The following is a 19,065-nucleotide window of genomic DNA, read 5'->3' on the forward strand; positions in this document are numbered from 1 at the left end:
CGGAACCGCATGGCCCGATTCGCGGTGCGTTGCCTAGCCTTGGCCGGAAAGCACGGTTCGGCATTCGATCGACCAGGAAGAATCGCCATGCGACGCAACTTTCAGCAGCCGGGTGCCCGGTGATCCGGGTCGCCGTCATCGCGGGCGCGAATGACGACGTCGGCCCGGCGGCCGCGGTCCGGCTCGCCCGCGGCGGGTTCGACGTCGCGCTGATCGACACCAACCTCACCGGATTCGAAGAGACCGCACGGCAGATCGCGCAGGCCGGCCGGCAGTGCGTCGCCCTCGAAGCCGACTGCGCCGACAGCACGTCGTTCGAGAGCGCGGTCCGCGCGGTCGGGTCCGAGCTCGGCAGCCCGGCCGTCCTCGTCACCGGCGTCCCGCTCGGCGTCCAGGCCGATCGGTCGCCGTCGCTCGAGCACCACATCGGTACGGTCCGGCGCCGGCTGCGCTCGCTGTTCGTCTGCTGCCGGGCCACCACCGCGCACATGGCGCGCCGGAAGTGGGGCCGGGTCATCAACGTCGGCCTGGCCACGGGCACCGGGGACGACGAGTGGCGCGACGCGCAGACCGTGCTGTCCGGGCTGATCGGCTTCACCCGGTCCCTCGCGGTCGAACTGGCGGCGTTCGGCATCACCGCGAATTACATCGCACCGCTGGCGTGCGCCACAAACCCCCGCCCGCGCCTGCGCTCGGCAGGCGACGGCGCCGAGCCCTACTCGGCCGGCGTCGCGCACGTGACCGAGTTCCTGGTCGACGACCGGGCGAGCGCGATCACCGGCCAGGGCACCTACGTCGCGGGCTGGTCGCGCCCGCCCCGGGGCCTCGACCCGCAGCAGCTCCAGACCTCCAACGGGAAGTGGGACAGCCATGTCAGCCACTGAGCCGGCAGCCCCCGGGCACTACGTCGCGCGCATCCTCGGCGAACTGGCCGGGGACGGCTACCGGCCGGTCCTCCGGTGGCGGGACGAAACGTTCACCGCCGCCGAAGTCCGCTTCGCGGTGCTGCGGGTCGCGTCGGCGCTGCACGAGGCCGGCGCCGGGGCCGGTGACACGGTCGCGATCCTGACCGCGGTGAACAGCCCGTGGATGCTGGTGGCGCGGTACGCCACGCACCTGCTCGGTGCCACCGTCGTGCACATCAGCGGCGCCAACCACGGGACGGTGACGCACGAGCTCTCGGTCGCGGCCCGGGCCCGCATGATCCGCGAGACCGGCGCGGTGTTCGTGGTGTTCGACGACGCGAACGCCGAGCGGGCCGGGAAGATCGCCGCGCTGCTGCCGGAAAAGCCGCACCTGTGCGGGGTGGGCCGGCCGATCCGCGACACGGTGACGGTGGACGGCCGGCCGCTCGGCCACTACCAGATGGAGTTCGAGCCCGAGATCCCCGAGTGCTCCACGGTGATCTACACCAGCGGCAGCACGGGCCGTCCCAAAGGCGTGTACAAGCCTTTCGCCGCGTGGAACGACCTCGTGCTCGCCGGCGCGGACGAGCCGAAGCACTTCCTCGTGGTGAGCGCGGCCAGCCACACCGGCGGCGTCCTGGCCGACGTGGCCATGGCGTCCGGCGGAAGCGTGCTGCTGCGCGAGCGGTTCGAGCCGGAACCGTTCCTGCGGGACATCGAGAAGTACCGGATCACGGACACGTTCATCGGCGTGCCGCTCCTCTACGAGCTGGCGGGCCACCCCGCCGTGCGGTCGGCGGACCTGTCGTCCCTGCGGGGACTACTCTACGGCGGCTGCCCGGCTTCGCCGGAACGCGTCGAGCAGGTGCTCGCCGTCTTCCCAGGCGTGCTGCACTACGCGTACGGGACAACGGAGGCCGGCCCGATCGCCATGCTGACCGCCGACGGCCACGGCGATCCCACGCTGCGGAAGACCGTCGGCCGGCCGCGGCCCGACATCGCCGTCGTCATCCGGGATCCGGAAACCGGCCGGGAGGTGCCGACCGGCAAGGTCGGCGAGGTGACCGTGCGCAGCCCGTACAGCATGCGGGGCTACGCCGCCGACCTGGAACTGACGGACGCGGTGCTGCGCGACGGCTGGGTGCGCACCGGGGACTACGGCAGTTTCGACGCCGCCGGGTACCTGCGGTTGTTCGGCCGGATGAACGACGTGGTCAAGGTGCACGACACCAAGATCGCGCCGACGGAGGTCGAGAAGGTGCTCGTGGGCCACCCCGGGGTCGTCGACGCGTGCGTGTACGGTCACCGCCGCGCAGATCTCGTGGAGGAACTGCACGCCGGCGTGGTGCTGGCCGAGGACGGCCCGCCCGCCTTCGCGGCCTTGCGGGACCACGTGTCCCGGCACATGACGCCGACGCACGCGCCGGTCAAGTTCGTGCGCTGGCGCCGGTTCCCGGTCAGCACCGCGGGAAAGGTCGACCGCGTCGCGGTGCGGCGGGCCAATGCCCTCGTCGCGGTGGAGGACGAGGGCCTGGTTGACGCGTAGCCGCGCCCGGCCGGTCCGGGCCAGGAACATCTATGGTGTGGAGGGAACTTCGTGGGAACCAACCCGTTCGAAGACCAGGACGGTCGCTACCTGGTCCTGGTCAACGAGGTGAACGAGCATTCGCTGTGGCCGGCCTTCGCCGAGGTCCCGGCCGGCTGGCGGATCGCGTCCGGGCCGGCCGACCGGCAGTCCGCGCTCGGCTGGGTCGAGCGGAACTGGACCGGTCTGCGGGCCCGGGCGCCGATCCACGCCGGGGAGGCGTAACCCGCTCAGGCCGTGCGGACGGGCACGGCCCGCAGCCCGCGGATCTCGCCGATGGCCCGCCACCGCAGGTCCTCCGGTGCACAATCCAGTTCCAGCACCGGGAAGCGGTCGAGCAGCAGCCGCAGGAAGACTGCGACCTCCACGCGCGCGAGGTGGCTGCCGAGGCAGCCACCTCGCGCGCGTGATGGCGAACTGGTCGGGGTCGGCGAACCGGCCGAGGTCGCGGTTGGCCGCGGTTAGCGAGGAGATCACGGCGTCCCCGCGCTTGATCGCGACCTCGCCGTACACCAGGTCTTCCGCGGCGAAGGCCAGCACGGAGGTGAACGGCGCCTCGATGCGCCCGAACTCCTCGACCGCTGAAGGGATGTACCCGCTGTCTTCGCGGAGCAGGGCGAGCTGATCGGGGTGCTTCAGCAGGGCGGCTAGCCCGCTGCCGATCATGTTGCCCGTGGTCAGTAGCCGGCCACGACGATGTTGACCAGCAGCGAAACCAGCTCGTACCCGGCCACCTCGTCCGTGGTCGGCACGGCTTGGGCGAGGGCGCTGGTCAGGCCCAGGCCGGGCTGCCGGCGCTTTTCCGCGATGAGCTCGACCAGGTAGTCGCGCAGCGAGTGCAATGCGGTGCGGTGGGCCATGAAGCTGTGCTCGTCGGTGTCCTCCGCGAGCAGACCGGCGGTGATCCGCATCAGTTCGACCTCGACATCCCGCTGTGTGCCGAGCATGTCCCCGATCACCGCCAGCGGCAGGCGGTAGGCGATCCGCGAGATGACGTCCCACCCCGGCGTCTCGGCGAGCTCGTCGATCAGGGGCGCGACCACCGTCTCGATCCGGTCGACGAGCGCGTCGATCCGGTGGCTGGTGAACGCCGGCTGAACGAGCGCGCGCAGCCGCGTGTGCTCCGGCGGGTCGACGGTGTCGAGGACGCTGGGCGGGACGAAGTCGCGGCCGGGCACGGCGCCGCCGCCGGGGTCGCCTGCCGGATCGGGTCCACCTCCCCCGGCACGTAGCGGACCAGCCGCGGGTCGGCGAGCGACTCCCGGACGAGGTCGTACTCCGTCAGCAGCCAGGCGTCGAACCCGAACGCGGTCCGGACGCGCGCAATCGGGGATTCGCGGCGGTGTCGGGCCAGTGCGGGATAAGGGTTCTGCAGGAATTCCGGATCGGAAAGATCGGCCGTGATCGCGATCGAATCAACCATGCCGACATCATGAGCACGAATCATTCCCGCGAGCAACGGGAATAGTGATTAGTGCGGTTTTTCTGCCGGTCGGGAATTATCGGTTCGTTTTCACCGGTCGGGTTCGGGTAGCCGACCCGCGACGTGGTCGCGAAGCCGGTCGAGCACGTCGACCAGGGCGACGCGTTCGGCGTCGGTGAGGATGCCGAACGTCAGCTCCGCGTGGGCGTCGTGCAGCGCCTTGATCTCACTCAGGTGCTCGTGGCCCTTCGCGGTGATCTCGAGCCGGGTCGACCGACGGTCGCCCGGATCGTCACACCGCTTGAGCAGCCCTTCGTGCTCCAGACCGTCCACCAGGGACGTGATCGACCTGCTGGTCACCCCCAGCCGCTCCTTCAGCTCACCCATCCGCGGGGTACCGGCCTCGTCGACGGCCAGCATCAACAGAACCCGCGAAGTGGACCAGCCCCGCTGCTGGTACGGCTGCCCGGCGAACCGCCGCAACGCGTGCGTGGTGCGCATCAACGCATCGGCCAGCTGCGCCCCGGTCGGCGGACCCTCCGGCCGGGAAGACCCCGGCGTTTTTTCGCTCGACACGCGGCCAGGCTACACGCAATCCGGATAGACGAAAGTAAAGCTATCCGGGTTGTGACTGGTGCACCGAAATACTCCTGAGCCGGCAATCGAAGCGCCGCGTGCGCTGCTCGGTGCCGCGGGGATCCGCACCGAGCACCGCGGTTCGCCCATCGGCGATCAGCGGGGCCCGGGCGGTCCGCCCGGCCCACCAGGCCCACCGGGCCCACCGGGGCCACCGGGGCCACCGGGGCCACCGGGGCCACCGGGGCCACCGGGGCCACCGAACGGCCCGCCGGGCCCGCGGGTGCCGTCGTCCGGCGCGCGCTTCATCTTCCGCACCTCGGACGAGGCGAGGACCAGGGCGGTGGTGACGACGATGGCCCCGCTGGCGAACCACAGCGTCTGGCCGAGACCGAGCCGGTCCGCGGCCGGGCCCGCGCCGGCCGCACCCAGCGGGGTGAGCCCGAACGAGCACAGCGCCTCGTAGGCGGCGATGCGCGAGAACTTCTCGTGCGGGATCTCCTGCCGCAGCGTGGTCATCCAGTTGACGGTGAAGATCTCCACGCCGACGCCCCCGAGCAGCGTGGCCGCGCAGATCACCAGGAGCGGCGCGCCGGCCGCGAACGCCGCCAGCGGCAACGCGAGCAGCACGGCGCCGCAGACGCCGGAGGCCAGCAGCCGCTGCGGCCGCAGCCGGACCATCAGCAACCCGCCCAGGATCATGCCGACCGCGTCGCACGAAAGGATGAAACCCCAGTCACTCGCCCCGTTGAGCTGACGGTCGGAGGCCACCGCGCCGAGCACCGTGAACGCTCCGACACCGAGAGCGTTGACGACGCCGAACTGCACGGTCACGCTCCACAGCCACCGCCGGCTGGAGAACTCGGTCCAGCCTTCGCGCAGTTCGGTGATCATGCCTTCCCGCTTGCGCAGCTTCCCCTCGGCCTGCATCGCGAAGGCGAGCAAAGATGTCAAGGCGAACGTGGCCGCGTCGATCGTGAGCACCCAGCCCGGTCCGAAGGCGGACACCAGCACACCGCCGAGCGCGGCCCCGGCGACCTGGGCGCCGTTGAGGCCGGTCCGGAAGATGGCGAACGCCTTGCTGGCGTGCTCCCGGTCGACGCTGCGCATCAGCAGGCCTTCGGTGGCTGGCATGCGGAACGCCATCGCGAGCCCGTTGGCGGCGGAGAAGGCGACCAGCTCCCAGAGCTTGATCGAATCCAGGAACACCACCAGGGCGAACAGCCCCTGCGCGACCGTGCTGAGCAGGTTCGTGGCGACGATGACCAAGTGCCGTGGCAGGCGGTCGGCCACGACACCGCCGATCACGAAGAACAGCACCGCGGGCACGGTGCCCGCCGCGGACACCAGGCCGACCGCAGTACCTGAGCCGCCGGTGTCGAGGATCGCGAACGCCATCGCGACCGGCGCGGCGGACGTGCCCAGTGCCGAGATGATCGCGCCCGCCATCTGCAACTTGTAGTTGCGGCTGAACCACGACTTCTTCTTCACCGGAGAGACGGTCCCCGGGGGGCCCGTGCTCGTCCCCGTTGCTTCCATGCACGCACTCCTGAATTTAGTTTCAATCCGGACAGAGTTAATTGTGCTTGTCAGGATTACCGGTATTCTCGGAGGGTGTCAAGCGACAAACCGCTGAAGTCTTCCCGGCCGGAGCCGTCCGGGGCGCAGCTGTCCGACGCGCTCATGCGCACCACGCACGCGCTGCGGCGGTTCGCCGGGCAGCCCTACCAGCAGCGGGGCTGGTCCCCCTCCCGGGTGCTGCTGATGCTGGCCGTCAACGAGGCCGGTACCCCGCGGATGGGCGACCTCAAGGACCGGCTCGGCGTGACCGGCAGGTCGATCACGTCCCTGGTGGACGGGCTGGAGGACGAAGGCCTGCTCAGGCGGTACCACGATCCCGGCGACCGCCGCTCGACCCGGCTCGAGATCACCGCCAAGGGCCACGAGCACCTCGGGGAGATCCGAGCCCTGCACGAAGCACACGCCGAGCTGACCTTCGGCATCCTCACCGACGCCGAACGCGCCACCCTGGTCGACGTGCTCGAGCGGCTGCGCGACCACGTCGCGGGCCGGCTGCCCGAACCCGGCGATCACCGGTCACCGCCCGTCGCGTAGACCGTCTGCCCGGTGACGTAGCCCGATCGCGGGCCGGCGAGGAACGCCACGACGCCGGCGATGTCCGTGGCCGAAGCGACGCGGCCCAGCGCGGTCGCCGCCCCCGCCCGGTCGAGGAACGCCTGCCGGTCGACGTTGAGCCGGTCGGCCAGGTCGTCCACCATCGCCGTCGCGACGAAGCCCGGTGCGACGGCGTTGACGGTGACGCCGAACGGGCCGAATTCCGCGGCGAGCGCCCGGGTGAAGCCGGTGATGGCGGCCTTCGCGGTCGCGTAGTTCGCCTGCCCCGCGTTGCCGTCGGCGGCGACGGAGCTGAAGTTGACGATGTGCCCGGACCGCCGCCGCTTCATGTGCTCGCCGACGACGCGCGAGCAGAGGATCGTGCCGCCGAGGTTGACCTCGACCGTGGCGTCCCACTCGTCGTCGGTCATGGTGAGCAGCAGCCGGTCGCGGGTGACGCCGGCGCAGTTCACCAGCACGTCGACGTGCCCGAACTCGCCCACCGCCCGGCGCACCATGCTCGTCACCTGATCGGCCGAGGTGACGTCGCAGCCGATGCCCGTGCCGGCGCCGCGGGGCGCCCGGATCGAGGCCACCGTGCCGGCGAGCTCGCCCTCGTCGCGGTCGACGGCGACGACCGAGACACCTCTGGCCGCGAGCAGTTTCGCGGTGACCGCACCGATCCCGCGCGCCGCGCCGGTGACGATGGCCACCTCCGCGGCGGCCACGGCGCATTCCGGAGCGCTCATGCGGTGAACATGACCGGCAGGGAGCTCATCCCGTGCAGGATGCTGGAGTAGATCCACTTCTCCTCGCCGGTCTGCTCCACTTCGGACACCAGTCGGCGCAACCCGTCGAGCACCGCGCGGACCTCCATCCGCCCCAGGTAGTGCCCGAGGCAGTAGTGCGACCCGTACGCGAAGGTGAAGTGCTGGTTCGGGGTCCGGGCGAGGTCGAACCGGTCCGGTTCGGCGAACACGGTTTCGTCCCGGTTGGCCGACGAGATCCACACGCTGACCACGTCCCCGGCTTTGATCGCCCGGCCGCCGACCACCACGTCCGCGGTCGCCGTCCGGCCGCCGTGCAGGGACGGCACCGTCCAGCGCAGGGCCTCCTCGGTCGCGGTGGCCAGGTCAACGTCGCCGTTCTTGAGCGCCCGCCACTGGCCGGGGTTCTCGATCAGGGCCAGGATCGTGCCGGTGATCGCGTGCCGGCCGGTCTCGTCGCCGCCGATCATCAGGCCGTAGCAGTTCACCATGAGTTCAGCCTGGTTGAGCGGCATCCCGTCGATGTGGCAGTTGGCGAGCAGCGTGACCATGTCGTCGCCGGTCGCGCCCCGGCGGGCCTTGGCCAGCCGGCTGAAGTACAGCAGGATCTCGTTCTTGGCGACCCAGCTCTCCTCGGGCGGCTCGTCGGCGTAGTCCGAGCTCCACGCGTGCGCGGTCAGGTCGAGCAGGTACTTGCGGTCGTCTTCGGGGATCTCCAGCAGGTCGCAGATCGCCCCGAGCGGGACGTTGGACGACACGTCCCGGGCGGCGTCGCACTCCCCCTTTTCGAGGGCGCTGCGCAGCAACCCGTCCACGGTCTCCTGCAGCGAATGCCCGATGAGGTCGAGCATCCGCTTGGAGAAGCCCTTCTTCAGCACGCCGCGGACCTTGTCGTGGCGCTCGCCGTCGGTCACCGCCAGCATCGACCCCGACGCCGAGTCCCCGCCGTGCAGCAGCGTGGCCAGCGCGTTGCCGTTCTCGGTCCCGAAGTGCGCCTTGTCCTGGTACACCTTGTTGACGTCGGCGTACCGGGTGATCACCCAGAACCCGCGTTGCGACCCGCGCGGCGGCTGCCAGTGGACCGGGCGGTGGGCGCGCAGGTGCCGCCACACCTCGCCCAGTTCGTACTCGGCGTGCAGCGTCGGCGACGCCAGGTCGAGGTCGTCCAGCGCGCCGGGGTCGGCGATCGGTCGGGTAGTCATGCTTCGCTCCGGGCGGCGGCGGCCAGTGCTTCGATGGTCGGGTTGTCCATGACGCTGCGCGGCGAGAGCTCCAGGCCGGCCTCCTGCGCGCGCAGGATCACGTCGATGGCGAGGATGCTGGTCCCGCCGAGTTCGAAGAAGTTGCTGCCGACGTCGATCGGCGCGCCCTCGAACAGCTCGCGGAAGATCGAGTAGATCGCCTTCTCGGCGGAGGTTTCCGGCGGCCGGCCGCTCGAACGCGGACGGACCTCCCGCTCGAGGAGCGCGGTCCGGTCGACCTTCCCGTTCGGCGACATCGGCATCGCCGGCAGTGCGGGGTAGGCGGCCGGGACCATGTGGTCGGGCAAGTACCGCATCGCGTGCGCGCGCAGCTCGTCCGGCGACGGCGTGCTCCCGTTCGCCGGGACCACGTGCACGACCAGCTGCCGACCGCCGGCCTCGTCGTCCCGGACCACGGCGGCGGCTTGGGCGACGCCGGGGTGCCGGGTGAGCACCGCTTCGACTTCGCCGAGCTCGATGCGGAACCCGCGGAGCTTGACCTGGTCGTCGACGCGGCCGTGGAACACGAGGGCGCCGTCCGCGCGGCGCGAGGCGAGGTCGCCGGTGCGGTACATGCGGGCGCCCCCTGTCGAGAACGGGTCGGCGACGAACCGCTCGGCGGTCAACGCTGGCCGGCCGAGGTAGCCCCGCGCCAGCCCGGAGCCGCCGAGGTACAGCTCGCCGATCTCGCCGGCCGGCACCGGCCGCAGCCCGCCGTCGAGGACGTACACCGAGACGCCCGCGATCGGGGTGCCGATGGTCACCGGCTCGCCCGCCGCGAGCGGCCCGGTCATGGTGGCGCACACCGTGCCCTCGGTCGGCCCGTAGGCGTTAATCAGCCGGCAGTGCGGGGCCCACCGCGCGACGAGGTCCGGTGGGCACGCCTCCCCGGCGACGACGAGCGTCCGCAGCTCGGGGACGTCCTCCGGCGCCAGCGTCGCGACCGCGGTCGGCGGCAGGACCGCATGCGTAACGCGCCCGTCCCGCAGCGCCGCCTTGAGCACCTCGCCGGCCAGCGTCGGCGCCGACGGCACGACCAGCGCGGCCCCGGACGTGAGCGCGGCCAGCAGCTCGGTCAGGAACGCGTCGAAGCTTGGCGACGCGAACTGCAAGACCCGGCTGTCCGCGGTGACCCGCATTGCCGCGACCTTCGCGCTCGCCAGTCCGGCCAGCCCGACGTGGGTCACCGCGACGCTCTTGGGCCGGCCCGTCGAGCCGGAGGTGTAGATGACGTAGGCCAGGTTCGCCGCGGAGACTCCGCCGGTGCGCTCGCCGTCGGTCAGGTCCGTGCCGGCGCGCTTCTTCACCGCTTCGGTCGGCCCCTCGTCGTCGAGAACCACCACCGGCACGCCGGTCTCGGGCAGGACCCCGGCGTCGGCGCGCGTCGTGCTGACCACCACCGGCGCGGCGTCGGTCAGCATGTGCGCGACCCGCTCGGTCGGGTAGGCGAGGTCGGCGGGCAGGAAGGCCGCCCCGGCTTTCGCCACGGCCAGCACACTCGTCACCATCGCCGCGGACCGCGGCATCGCCAGCGCCACCACGCGTTCGGGGCCGGCACCGTGGTCGGCCAGCAGCCGGGCCAGCCGGTTCGCCCGGGTGTTCACCTCGTCGTAGGAAAGGACTTCGCCGCCGGCGATCAGCGCGGTGCGGTGCCGATGCCGTCGCACCGCGCACTCCCATAATTCGTGCAAGGTGCGGTGCACGCCGTCGTTCGCCATTTGCCCGACTGCCGCTCGACGAAAGTCGTGGGCAGTGCTCGCCTCGTCTTTCGATACCGTCACGCGCCAAGGCTAAACACCACGTGGAGAACCCGGCCATGTGCTTCTGGTGGAAGTAGTGGACGCCGATCGGCAGTTTCGGCGGCAATTGCTCCGATTGCCTGGCCAGCCGGGTGCGCCGTGCCCATTCTTGCCTGAGTGGGGCACGGATCCGATCCGCTGTGAGAACTCGCGGGAACTCCAAGAGGTGATCAGATGACGCAGGTTGCGGCGATAGCCTGGACGTTTCGCCGGGAATGCAGGAGCGAAGTCGAAAACTTGCTCCTCCGCTATCCCCCGCCGGACTCGCTCGAAATAACCGACAACGACGGAAACGTGGTCGGCCGCATGCTGGCGACCGCCGTTTTCCTGCGCGACAACCTCGTCGTGCGCGTCATGGAGTTCGAAGGCCCGCTGCCCGAACTGCTGCGCCAGAAATCCATGGAGTCGACGCATTCGGAGATCGACCGCGCGCTGCAGCAGTACCTCGAGAAGCCCGCCGACCTCAGCACCCCCGAGGGGTTCCGGACGTTCTTCGCGGACTCCGCGATGCGCTGCCTGTACTTCCGCAAGCCCGCCCAGGACCCGGCGGGAGCGATCGCGCGATGATCATCGACATCCACGGGCACATCATCTCGGCGGAAGCGGCCGAGCGCGCCCCGATGCCCCGCAGCCTGGTCGACGTGGAAGGCATGATCGAGGCCAAAGCGGCCGCCGGCATCGACCTGACCATCGTCGGCAGCCCGAGCGGCGCGCGGACCATGGCGCCCGCGGACCGGTTCGCCGGGTACCGGCAGCCGTTCGGCTACCAGCAGCCGTTCGACCAGCTGCGCGCCCTGCACGACTGGCTCGGCGAGACCGTCCAGAAGTGGTGGCGGAACCTGCGCGCCTACGTCTACTGTGACGTGTTCGGCGACGAGAAGAGCGTCGCCGCCGCAGCGGAAACCCTGCGCGAACCCGGTTTCGTCGGGCTCATCGCGAACTTCAGCTCGGACGCCGAGTACCTCGACTCCTCGCGCGCCGACGACTTCTTCGCCATGGCCGAAGAGGCCGGCGTGCCGATCCTGCTGCACGCCGGCCCGCTGCCCGCGAGCTGCCGGGACATCGCGAACTACGGCCTGCTCGAGATCTTCGGTCGGCCGTGCGACGCGACCCTCGGGCTCGCCGCCCTCGTGCTGTCCGGCCGGCTGGAACGCCACCCGTCGCTCGACTTCATCTCGGCGAACTCCGGCGGCGCGTTCAGCCTGTTCGCCGACCGCATCGACTGGGCGGTCCGGCCGCGACACTGGGATGACCGGACCACCCAGAACCGCGGCGAGGACGACGCCGCGGGCGCCCCGGTCCCGGAGCTGCACCAGACCGCGTCGTCGCTGCGCCCCAGCGAACTGGCGGGCCGCCTGTACGTCGACACCACCTTCGACCACCCAAGCCTGCACGAGGCGAACCTGCGCCTGCTCGGGGCCCGGCACATCGTCTTCGGCACCGACGCTCCCCCGATCCCGGTCAAGTTCGAGGACAAGGTCCAGGCCGTGCGCGACCTCCCCATCGGCGAAGCCGAGGCCCAGGACATCCTCGCCGGGAACGCGCTGCGACTTTTCGACCTCACGGACTTCCTCGAGGCCCGTGCGTCCGCCGAGGAGCGCCGTGTCCCCGCCGGCGGTTGACCAGGGGCCGCAGTACGCGAAGGGCTTCTGCGGCGGCAACGACTTCGTGCTGCTGATCGATCCCGACGACGACGTCCGGCTGACCGGGAACGCCGTGCGCGGCCTGTGCGACCGGTACCGCGGCCTCGGCGGCGACGGGGTGCTCCGCCTGGTGCGCACCGAGTTCGCCGATCCGGCCCTGGCCGGCGACGCCGAGTGGTTCATGGACTGCCGCAACCCGGACGGCACGGTCGCGCCCATGTGCGGTCCGGGGCTCGGGCTGATCGCGCGCTACCTGCTCGACGCCGGCCTGATCGCGCCGGGCGAGGTGTGGGTCGGGACCAAGGTCGGCGCGAAGCGGACGGTCATCGACGACGCCGGCAAGACGTCGATCGAGCTGCTGCCGCCGGAGTTCCTCGGCTCGTCGTCGGTCCGGCTGGGCGGCCGCGAGTACCCGGGCAGCGTCATCTCGCTCGGCAACCTGCACCTCGTCTGCTTCGTGACGGCGCCGGTCGAGACGCTCGACCTGTCGGCCGAGCCCGTGCTGGCCGACCTCGGATTCGACGGCGCCGACCTCGACATCACCTGGGCCAACGTCCTGGCCGACGGCCGCCTGCGCACCCGCGTGTACGAGCCGGGCACGGGCGAGATGCGCTCGTGCGGCACGGCCGTGTGCGCGGCCGCGGCCGCCCGCCAGCGGTCGGAGGGCGCCTGGGGCACGACGGTCGTCGACACCGACGCCGGGCCCCTGTCGGTCACCCTCCGCGGACACGGCAAGACCGTGTTCACCGGCGTGGCCAGCGTCGCCGCGCTGGGGACCCTCAACGCCACCTGGATCACCTCTCTCGACAAGGAGCCGTCATGACCGGACCGGACGCCACGATCGCGTGCCTTGGCCTCGGCGCGATGGGGTCGGGGCTCGCCCACCGGCTGCTCGACGCTGGCTGGACGGTCTCGGTGTTCAACCGGACCGAGGCGAAGGTGAGCCCGCTGACCGACCGCAGCGCCCGGTTCGCGGTGACGCCCGCGGCCGCCGTCGGCGACGCCGGAACGGTCCTGGTCAGCCTCAGCGGACCGGAAGCCGTTGACGAGGTGCTGTTCGGCGACGACGGCGCCGTGCACGGCCTCGAGCCGGGCACGGTGGTCGTCGACACCTCCACCGTCTCACCGGACTTCTCCCGCGCCTGCACGGCCCGGCTCGCCGAAGCCGGGGTGTCCCGGGTGGAGGCCTGCCTGATCGGCAACCCGTTCCAGGCGAGATCCGGCGAGGTGCGCGTGCTCGCCGCAGGCGGCGAATCCGACGTCGCCAAGGTGTCCGGCCTGCTCGGCGCGATCGGCAAGCACACCTGGCACATCGGCGGCACCGGGTCGGCCGCGAGCGCGAAGCTGGCGTTCAACGCGCTGCTCGGCGTGCAGCTGGCCGGCCTGGCCGAAGCGCTCGACATCGGCGCCGCGGGCGGGGTCGACCGCGACCGGCTCCTCGAGGCGATCGCGGGCAGCGGCTTCAGCTCGCCGGTGCTGAGCTTCCGGGCCGCGCTGGTGCGCGACGACCGGCTGGTGCCGGCGGCGTTCCGGACCGACCTGATGGCCAAGGACCTCCGCCTCGCCGAGCGGACCGCGCGGGACCACGGGCTCGACGCGGGCCTGCTGACGCACGCCGCACGGCGTTTCGCCGCGGCGACCGAGCAGGGTGACGGCGAGAAGGACGCGGCCGTCGTCCTCGCCTGAGCGGTGTGGGCGAAGTTCAGGCATTCCTGCAGGTACAAGCACGTGGTCGTCCGCAGCCTCCCGAGGTTGGCTGAGGGTGCCGCACGAGCCGGACAGAAAGGAAGGTGAGAGCCGGATGCCGGACCGCCGTTTCGTCCAGGGTGGACAGTCGCGCCGCCGCCTGCGCGCGCTCGGCCGGTACACCTTGGCGGCGCTGGGCTCGGTGGGCGCCGCCTTCAACGGGTTCGTCGTCCTGCCCGCCCCGGGCGAACCGGTACCCGGTTCCTCGCCGGAACCCGCGCCGCTGACCGACGTCGAGCTGAGCGCGTGGGCCGACATCACGAGGAATCTGACCTGACCGGGTGCACCGAGCAGAAAGGTAGGAAAGTGTCGTTTGCCGCCATCAGTTACAACATCCGCCCGGACACCGAGGCCGAGATCGCCGAGATCTTCTCGGCCACGGGGTTCAAGCGGACCGGCTCGCCGGTCGTCTACGACGCGGACGGGAACGAGGTCGGCCTGATCCCCGCCACCGGGTTGTTCATCGGGGACGACAGCATGGTTCGAATCATCCAGTACCAGGGCGAGCTCGACGACGTCGCCCGGCACATGTCCCGGCAGAAAACGGTGAAGTTCGCCGAGCAGCGGCTCGGCCCGTTCCTAGCCGAGCCGCGGGACACGCAAACAGAACAGGGTTTCCTCCGGTACTTCGAAAACAGCCTCATGGCCGACTGCGGCGGGTCGACGACACCGGACCGGCTCGCGCACATCACGGTGATGCGGTTCCGGCACCCGGGACCCGCCCACGCGGACTTCGCGCTCGAGAGCCAGGTGCCGATCTGGGCGGGGCCCGGGCACCCGAACGGTCCCGCGCTGCTCACCGAACGCTGGTACCGCAACGGCGAATCCGTCGTGCGTCTGTGGCAGCACACCGGCGAACTGCGGGACGTGGCCCGCGTGGTGGCCCGAGACGCGACCGCCTTCGCGCACGAAACCCGGCTGCTGGCCGCGCTGTCCGGCGGGACGCTGCGGCCGACCGAAGAGTCCTACCCGGACATCGTCGGCCAGCTCGCGATGCGCTGCCTGTCCCAGCTGGCGATGCACGACTCCCCCGCGGGCGAAATCCTGCCCGCGCGCGTCTGAAACCCCTGTCCGACAACGAGACCACCTTCGGAGGTGCGCGTGCAGAGAACACTGATCGTGGCCCGCATGGGCGCGGACGACAGCGCGGACGTCGCCCGGATCTTCGCCGATTCGGACGCGTCCGAGCTGCCGCACCTGATCGGCGTGAACCGCCGGACCCTCTTCCGCTTCCACGGGCTCTACTTCCACCTCGTCGAAGCCGACGAGGACATCACCGGGGACCTGTACAAGGCCCGGTCCCACCCGCTCTACAAGGACATCAACGAGCGGCTCGCGGAGTTCATCAGCCCGTACGACCCCGGCTGGCGCGAACCGAAGGACGCCATGGCCGAGACCTTCTACAGCTGGAGTGCCACGTGACGCAGAAGATCGCTCTCGGCGACGTGCCCGCCAACCGGCGGCGGGGTGGCGACCTGCGGGTCCTGCTCAGCCCGAAGACGGTGACGTCGACCACGGGGTTCATGGGCGGCGTCACGCTGCTGCCGGGCGAGTCCGTGACGGAGCACTACCACCCGTACTCCGAGGAGTACCTCTACGTCGTGCGCGGCACGCTCGTGCTGACGCTGGACGACGAGCCGGTCGAACTGGGCGCGGACGAGGCCGTCCTGGTGCCCAAGGACGTGCGCCACCGGCTGGAGAACCGCGGCGCCGAACCCGCGTTCGCCGTGTTCCACCTGTGCCCGCTCGCGCCGCGGCCCGAACTCGGGCACGTGGACACCGAGGCGCCGGCCAACCCGGCCGAAGCCGGCATGGACGTCGGCGGGCCGGTCGCGTCGCTCGCCGCGGAGCGCCGGTGACCACCGCCGTGGTGACCGGCCTCGGCATCCTCGCGCCCAACGGGATGGGCGTCGAGGAGTGCTGGGCCGCCACCCTGGCCGGGAAGACCGGCATCCGGCCGATCTCCGGGTTCGACGCGTCCCGGTATTCGGTCAAGGTCGCCGGGGAGCTGGCCAGCTTCCACGCCGTCGACCGCGTTCCGCGCGGGCTGATCGTGCAGACCGACAAGTGGACCCAGCACGGTCTGGTCTGCGCCGAAAACGCCCTCGCCGACGCGGCCGTCGACACCGCGGCGCTCGGCGAGTACGAGATGGCGGTGGTCACCGCGAGCTCGTCCGGCGGGAACGAGTTCGGCCAGCGGGAGATCCAGCGCCTGTGGGAGCAGGGGCCCGAGTTCGTCGGGGCCTACCAGTCCATCGCGTGGTTCTACGCCGCCACCACCGGCCAGATCTCGATCCGGCACGGGATGCGCGGGCCGTGCGGGGTGGTCGCCACCGAACAGGCCGGCGGGCTCGACGCCATCGGTCAGGCCCGGCGCCTGCTCCGGGCGGGCACCCCGGTGATCGTCACCGGCGGCACCGACGCCTCGCTGTGCCCGTACGGGCTGGTCGCCCAGACCGCCACCGGGCGGATGTCGACACGTGCCGACCCCGACCGCGCGTACCTCCCGTTCGACGCCGACGCGTGCGGGCACGTCGTCGGCGAAGGCGGGGCCATCGCCGTCGTGGAGGACCACGCGTCCGTGGTGGACCGCGGCGCGCCACACCGGTATGGCGAGATCGCCGGCTACGCCGCGACTTTCGATCCCTCGCCGGGTTCGCCGCGGCCGCCCGGTCTCCGCCGCGCGGCGCTGGCGGCGCTGGACGACGCGGGGGTGGCGCCCGGCGAGGTCGACGTCGTCTTCGCGGACGCCGCCGGGACGCCCGCGCTCGACCGTGACGAGGCCGCCGCGATCGCCGGAATCTTCGGGCCGGAAGGGGTTCCGGTGACCGCGCCCAAGACGATGACCGGCCGGCTCCTCGCGGGCGGTGCGGCGCTCGACGTCGCATTCGCGTTGCTGGCGATCCGGGACTCCGTGGTCCCGCCGACCGTCGGCGTCCGCCGGCCGGACGGCGGGTATCACCTCGACCTGGTGCTGGACGAGCCGCGGGAAGCGCGGGTGCGGACCGCGTTGGTGCTCGCCCGCGGCCACGGGGGCTTCAACTCCGCGATGGTCGTGCGCCAGTGCGGAACCGATTGACCGAGAAAGGAGACAGGCAGTGTTCACTTTGGACAGTCTGAGACAGATCATGGACGCCACGGGCGGCGCCGACGACGGGGTCGACCTCGGCGGGGACATCGGCGCGACCGAGTTCACCGACCTGGGGTTCGACTCGCTGGCGATGCTGGAGATCCAGGCTCGCGTCAAGCAGGAACTGGGGATCTCCTTCCCCGAGGACTCCGCGACCCTGCTCCTGCGCCCCGACGACCTGGTCGCCTACGTCAACCGGAACCTCGTGGAGGTGGTCTAGCCGTGGCCGGGCACACCGACAACGAGATCGTGATCGACGCCCCGTTCGACCGGGTATGGCGGATGACCAACGACGTCGCGAACTGGCCGCGGCTGTTCAGCGAGTACGCCGAGGCCGTCATCTTGGAGCAGCGCGGCGACACCGTGCAGTTCCGGCTGTCGCTGCACCCGGACGAGAACGGCAAGACCTGGAGCTGGGTGTCCGAGCGGACCCCCGACCCGGCCACCCGGACGGTGCGCGCGCACCGGGTCGACACGGGCGTCTTCAAGTACATGTCCCTGTTCTGGGAGTACGAAGACCTCGGCGGCCGCGTCCGCATGCGCTGGGTCCAGGACTTCGAGATGAAGCCGGGCGCACCGCTGGACGACGCGGGCATGACGGACCGGCTGAACACGAACTCCGCCGGCCAGCTGAAGCTGATCAAGGACAAGGTCGAAGCGACCACCGACTGATCCCACCCCACCCACCCAGGGAGGAAGACCATGGCACTTTCTCTTGCCAGGAAACGCGTTCTCGTCACCGGCGGGACCCGCGGCATCGGCCGCGGCGTGGTGCTCGCCATGGCGGACTGCGGCGCCGACGTCGTCACTTGCTACCACAGCGACACCGACGCGGCGAAGGCCCTCGAAGCCGAACTGTCCGAACGGGACGGCAACCACCACGTGGTGCAGGCCGACATCGCCCAGGAAACCGAGATCGACCGGCTGATCGAGGTGTGCGGTGAGTGCCTCGGCGGGCTCGACGTCCTCGTGCACAACGCGGGCGCGATCAGCCACATCCCGTTCGTCAAGCTCGAGGTGGCGGACTGGAACCGGGTGCTCGACACCAACCTGACCGCCGCGTACCTGCTGGCGCAGCGCGCGATGATCCACCTCCGGCCGGGCTCCACGATCATCAACATCGGGTCGAAAGTCGCCGAGATCGGCGTTCCGCTGCGCGCCCACTACACGGCCGCGAAGGCCGGGCTCACCGGCCTCACCCGGTCGCTGGCGAAGGAACTGGGCGCGCAGGGCGTCCGCGTCAATCTGGTCGCCCCGGGGATCATCGCGACCGAAATGGCCGAGCGGGCCACCGACCACGAACGCGCGGCCGTCGAAGAGCGCCTGGAGGGCTACCGCAAGCGGATCCCGCTGGGCCGGCTCGGCGACCCGGGCGACGTCGGCGCGGTCGTCGCGTTCCTGGCGAGCGACGCCGCCGGGTTCGTCAACGGCGCGGTCATCACCGTCGACGGGGGCATGTGATGGGCGGGCAGGAGACCTTCCGAGTGATCCTCCGGTTCGAGATCAAGGAGGGGGTCGAGCCGGAGTTCGAGCAGACCTGGCTCGACATCGCCGACGTCATCACCGGGCACCCCGCCAACCTCGGCCAGTGGCTGCTGCGCAGCACGCAGGACGGCGCGCCGGTGTACTTCGTTATCAGCGACTGGACGAGCGAGCCGGAGTTCCGCGAGTTCGAACGCAGCGCCGACCACCTAGAGCACCGGGTGAAGCTGCACCCGTACCGCACGGGCGGGTCGATGGAGACGACGACGGTGGTCCACGCGCTGCAGGCCGCGGGCGCGTCCCGGTGAGCCGGGTGCGCGTGCTGCTCTACCTGCGCGGTGCCGACAGCGCGCCGATCGAGCAGGCGTACCACCGGATCAGCGAATGCCTGGCCGGGACGCCGGGTCTGCTCGGCAACGAGCTGCTGCGGTCGCCGCACGACCCGGCGGAGCTGGCGGTGCTCAGCGAGTGGGCCAGCCTCGAGGAGTTCGACGCCTGGGAGCGCGGCCCGGAACACCGCGCGTCGACCGCCCCGCTGCGGGACCACCAGGACGGCACCCGCGTCAAGCCGTTCGCGATCTACCAGGTCGTGTCCGAATACCGCGCCGACGAGTTCGGCGAGTCCTAAGACCACCGTTCTCGGAGAGGAAGCT

General features: G+C 71.2%; 25 protein-coding genes. 18 read left to right on the forward strand and 7 right to left on the reverse strand.

What is annotated here, in order from left to right:
* Positions 1-119 precede the first annotated feature (119 nt).
* From FXO23_RS43190 to FXO23_RS43200, 3 genes are read left to right on the forward strand one after another with little or no spacing between them, the layout of a single operon-like run.
* Positions 120-884, forward strand: coding sequence for an SDR family NAD(P)-dependent oxidoreductase (locus tag FXO23_RS43190; protein WP_158893439.1), 765 nt, complete (start codon positions 120-122; stop codon positions 882-884).
* The gene (locus FXO23_RS43195; protein WP_158893441.1) at positions 871-2,451 is read left to right on the forward strand and encodes a class I adenylate-forming enzyme family protein; all 1,581 of its coding nucleotides are present in this window, start codon (positions 871-873) and stop codon (positions 2,449-2,451) included. The genes FXO23_RS43190 and FXO23_RS43195 overlap by 14 nt, the downstream gene beginning before the upstream one ends.
* A gap of 51 nt (positions 2,452-2,502) precedes the next feature.
* Positions 2,503-2,715: an MbtH family protein gene (locus FXO23_RS43200; protein WP_158893443.1), complete on the forward strand. Its 213-nt coding sequence runs from the start codon at positions 2,503-2,505 to the stop codon at positions 2,713-2,715.
* 5 nt (positions 2,716-2,720) lie between these two features.
* On the opposite strand, the gene FXO23_RS43205 is transcribed toward FXO23_RS43200, so the two are convergent.
* From FXO23_RS43205 to FXO23_RS43220, 4 genes are all read right to left on the reverse strand, one after another.
* The gene (locus FXO23_RS43205; RefSeq protein ID WP_158893445.1) at positions 2,721-2,858 is read right to left on the reverse strand and encodes a hypothetical protein; all 138 of its coding nucleotides are present in this window, start codon (positions 2,856-2,858) and stop codon (positions 2,721-2,723) included.
* Between the two features lie 309 nt (positions 2,859-3,167).
* Complete coding sequence (locus tag FXO23_RS43210) at positions 3,168-3,668, reverse strand: cytochrome P450 family protein (RefSeq protein WP_158893447.1); 501 nt, start codon at positions 3,666-3,668, stop codon at positions 3,168-3,170.
* Positions 3,669-4,003: 335 nt separating this feature from the next.
* Positions 4,004-4,489, reverse strand: a complete 486-nt coding sequence (locus FXO23_RS43215) for a MarR family winged helix-turn-helix transcriptional regulator (protein WP_246258395.1) — start codon at positions 4,487-4,489, stop codon at positions 4,004-4,006.
* A gap of 156 nt (positions 4,490-4,645) precedes the next feature.
* A complete protein-coding gene (locus FXO23_RS43220; RefSeq protein WP_246258396.1) occupies positions 4,646-5,980 on the reverse strand; it encodes an MFS transporter in 1,335 nt (444 codons plus the stop codon).
* Between the two features lie 123 nt (positions 5,981-6,103).
* Here FXO23_RS43220 and FXO23_RS43225 point away from each other — a divergent pair, with 123 nt between their 5' ends.
* Entirely contained in the window at positions 6,104-6,604 is a 501-nt protein-coding gene (locus FXO23_RS43225; RefSeq protein WP_246258398.1) for a MarR family winged helix-turn-helix transcriptional regulator, read from the forward strand.
* Here FXO23_RS43225 and FXO23_RS43230 read toward each other — a convergent pair.
* Genes FXO23_RS43230 through FXO23_RS43240 form a run of 3 tightly spaced genes read right to left on the reverse strand, consistent with a single transcriptional unit; the run spans position 6,580 to position 10,330 of the window.
* Positions 6,580-7,353, reverse strand: coding sequence for an SDR family oxidoreductase (locus FXO23_RS43230; protein ID WP_158893451.1), 774 nt, complete (start codon positions 7,351-7,353; stop codon positions 6,580-6,582). The two genes, FXO23_RS43225 and FXO23_RS43230, sit on opposite strands and share 25 nt — an antisense overlap.
* Complete coding sequence (locus tag FXO23_RS43235) at positions 7,350-8,573, reverse strand: cytochrome P450 (protein ID WP_158893453.1); 1,224 nt, start codon at positions 8,571-8,573, stop codon at positions 7,350-7,352. Before FXO23_RS43235 ends, FXO23_RS43230 begins: the two co-directional genes overlap by 4 nt.
* On the reverse strand, positions 8,570-10,330 hold the full coding sequence (locus FXO23_RS43240) for an amino acid adenylation domain-containing protein (RefSeq protein ID WP_218952331.1): 1,761 nt from the start codon (positions 10,328-10,330) through the stop codon (positions 8,570-8,572). The genes FXO23_RS43235 and FXO23_RS43240 overlap by 4 nt, the downstream gene beginning before the upstream one ends.
* 255 nt (positions 10,331-10,585) lie before the next feature.
* On the opposite strand from FXO23_RS43240, the gene FXO23_RS43245 reads away from it, so the two are divergent.
* From FXO23_RS43245 to FXO23_RS43310, 14 genes are all read left to right on the forward strand, one after another.
* Positions 10,586-10,978, forward strand: coding sequence for a SchA/CurD-like domain-containing protein (locus tag FXO23_RS43245; RefSeq protein WP_158893455.1), 393 nt, complete (start codon positions 10,586-10,588; stop codon positions 10,976-10,978).
* On the forward strand, positions 10,975-12,033 hold the full coding sequence (locus tag FXO23_RS43250; protein WP_158893457.1) for an amidohydrolase family protein: 1,059 nt from the start codon (positions 10,975-10,977) through the stop codon (positions 12,031-12,033). Before FXO23_RS43245 ends, FXO23_RS43250 begins: the two co-directional genes overlap by 4 nt.
* Positions 12,014-12,877 (forward strand): diaminopimelate epimerase, encoded by an 864-nt coding sequence (locus tag FXO23_RS43255; RefSeq protein WP_158893459.1) that lies wholly within the window; start codon positions 12,014-12,016, stop codon positions 12,875-12,877. The genes FXO23_RS43250 and FXO23_RS43255 overlap by 20 nt, the downstream gene beginning before the upstream one ends.
* The gene (locus FXO23_RS43260; RefSeq protein WP_158893461.1) at positions 12,874-13,740 is read left to right on the forward strand and encodes an NAD(P)-dependent oxidoreductase; all 867 of its coding nucleotides are present in this window, start codon (positions 12,874-12,876) and stop codon (positions 13,738-13,740) included. The genes FXO23_RS43255 and FXO23_RS43260 overlap by 4 nt, the downstream gene beginning before the upstream one ends.
* Before the next feature lie 115 nt (positions 13,741-13,855).
* The gene (locus tag FXO23_RS43265; protein WP_158893463.1) at positions 13,856-14,077 is read left to right on the forward strand and encodes a hypothetical protein; all 222 of its coding nucleotides are present in this window, start codon (positions 13,856-13,858) and stop codon (positions 14,075-14,077) included.
* 29 nt (positions 14,078-14,106) lie between these two features.
* Positions 14,107-14,862 (forward strand): SchA/CurD-like domain-containing protein, encoded by a 756-nt coding sequence (locus tag FXO23_RS50905; protein ID WP_179957046.1) that lies wholly within the window; start codon positions 14,107-14,109, stop codon positions 14,860-14,862.
* Positions 14,863-14,901: 39 nt separating this feature from the next.
* Entirely contained in the window at positions 14,902-15,222 is a 321-nt protein-coding gene (locus FXO23_RS43275) for a TcmI family type II polyketide cyclase (RefSeq protein ID WP_158893465.1), read from the forward strand.
* Positions 15,219-15,659: a cupin domain-containing protein gene (locus tag FXO23_RS43280; RefSeq protein WP_246258399.1), complete on the forward strand. Its 441-nt coding sequence runs from the start codon at positions 15,219-15,221 to the stop codon at positions 15,657-15,659. Before FXO23_RS43275 ends, FXO23_RS43280 begins: the two co-directional genes overlap by 4 nt.
* On the forward strand, positions 15,656-16,879 hold the full coding sequence (locus tag FXO23_RS43285; RefSeq protein WP_158893467.1) for a ketosynthase chain-length factor: 1,224 nt from the start codon (positions 15,656-15,658) through the stop codon (positions 16,877-16,879). The genes FXO23_RS43280 and FXO23_RS43285 overlap by 4 nt, the downstream gene beginning before the upstream one ends.
* 49 nt (positions 16,880-16,928) lie before the next feature.
* The gene (locus FXO23_RS43290) at positions 16,929-17,150 is read left to right on the forward strand and encodes an acyl carrier protein (RefSeq protein ID WP_158893469.1); all 222 of its coding nucleotides are present in this window, start codon (positions 16,929-16,931) and stop codon (positions 17,148-17,150) included.
* A 2-nt stretch (positions 17,151-17,152) separates the two neighbouring features.
* The gene (locus FXO23_RS43295; protein WP_158893471.1) at positions 17,153-17,602 is read left to right on the forward strand and encodes an SRPBCC family protein; all 450 of its coding nucleotides are present in this window, start codon (positions 17,153-17,155) and stop codon (positions 17,600-17,602) included.
* Between the two features lie 30 nt (positions 17,603-17,632).
* Positions 17,633-18,391, forward strand: a complete 759-nt coding sequence (locus FXO23_RS43300) for an SDR family NAD(P)-dependent oxidoreductase (protein ID WP_158893473.1) — start codon at positions 17,633-17,635, stop codon at positions 18,389-18,391.
* Between the two features lie 23 nt (positions 18,392-18,414).
* Positions 18,415-18,720: an antibiotic biosynthesis monooxygenase family protein gene (locus FXO23_RS43305; protein ID WP_246258400.1), complete on the forward strand. Its 306-nt coding sequence runs from the start codon at positions 18,415-18,417 to the stop codon at positions 18,718-18,720.
* Positions 18,717-19,040, forward strand: coding sequence for an antibiotic biosynthesis monooxygenase family protein (locus FXO23_RS43310; RefSeq protein WP_158893477.1), 324 nt, complete (start codon positions 18,717-18,719; stop codon positions 19,038-19,040). Before FXO23_RS43305 ends, FXO23_RS43310 begins: the two co-directional genes overlap by 4 nt.
* The last annotated feature ends 25 nt before the right edge of the window (positions 19,041-19,065 follow it).

It is taken from the genome of Amycolatopsis anabasis (assembly GCF_009765355.1).
Taxonomy (GTDB): Bacteria; Actinomycetota; Actinomycetes; order Mycobacteriales; family Pseudonocardiaceae; genus Amycolatopsis; species Amycolatopsis anabasis.

Bases quoted from the DNA above. Each gene is read 5' to 3' on its own strand.
- FXO23_RS43300 (WP_158893473.1), top strand. From the start codon at position 17,633: ATGGCACTTTCTCTTGCCAGGAAACGCGTTCTCGTCACCGGCGGGACC.
- FXO23_RS43290 (WP_158893469.1), top strand. From the start codon at position 16,929: ATGGACGCCACGGGCGGCGCCGACGACGGGGTCGACCTCGGCGGGGAC.
- FXO23_RS43230 (WP_158893451.1), bottom strand. From the start codon at position 7,353: ATGAGCGCTCCGGAATGCGCCGTGGCCGCCGCGGAGGTGGCCATCGTC.
- FXO23_RS43265 (WP_158893463.1), top strand. From the start codon at position 13,856: ATGCCGGACCGCCGTTTCGTCCAGGGTGGACAGTCGCGCCGCCGCCTG.
- FXO23_RS43235 (WP_158893453.1), bottom strand. From the start codon at position 8,573: ATGACTACCCGACCGATCGCCGACCCCGGCGCGCTGGACGACCTCGAC.
- FXO23_RS43260 (WP_158893461.1), top strand. From the start codon at position 12,874: ATGACCGGACCGGACGCCACGATCGCGTGCCTTGGCCTCGGCGCGATG.
- FXO23_RS43250 (WP_158893457.1), top strand. From the start codon at position 10,975: ATGATCATCGACATCCACGGGCACATCATCTCGGCGGAAGCGGCCGAG.
- FXO23_RS43240 (WP_218952331.1), bottom strand. From the start codon at position 10,330: ATGGCGAACGACGGCGTGCACCGCACCTTGCACGAATTATGGGAGTGC.
- FXO23_RS43195 (WP_158893441.1), top strand. From the start codon at position 871: ATGTCAGCCACTGAGCCGGCAGCCCCCGGGCACTACGTCGCGCGCATC.
- FXO23_RS43245 (WP_158893455.1), top strand. From the start codon at position 10,586: ATGACGCAGGTTGCGGCGATAGCCTGGACGTTTCGCCGGGAATGCAGG.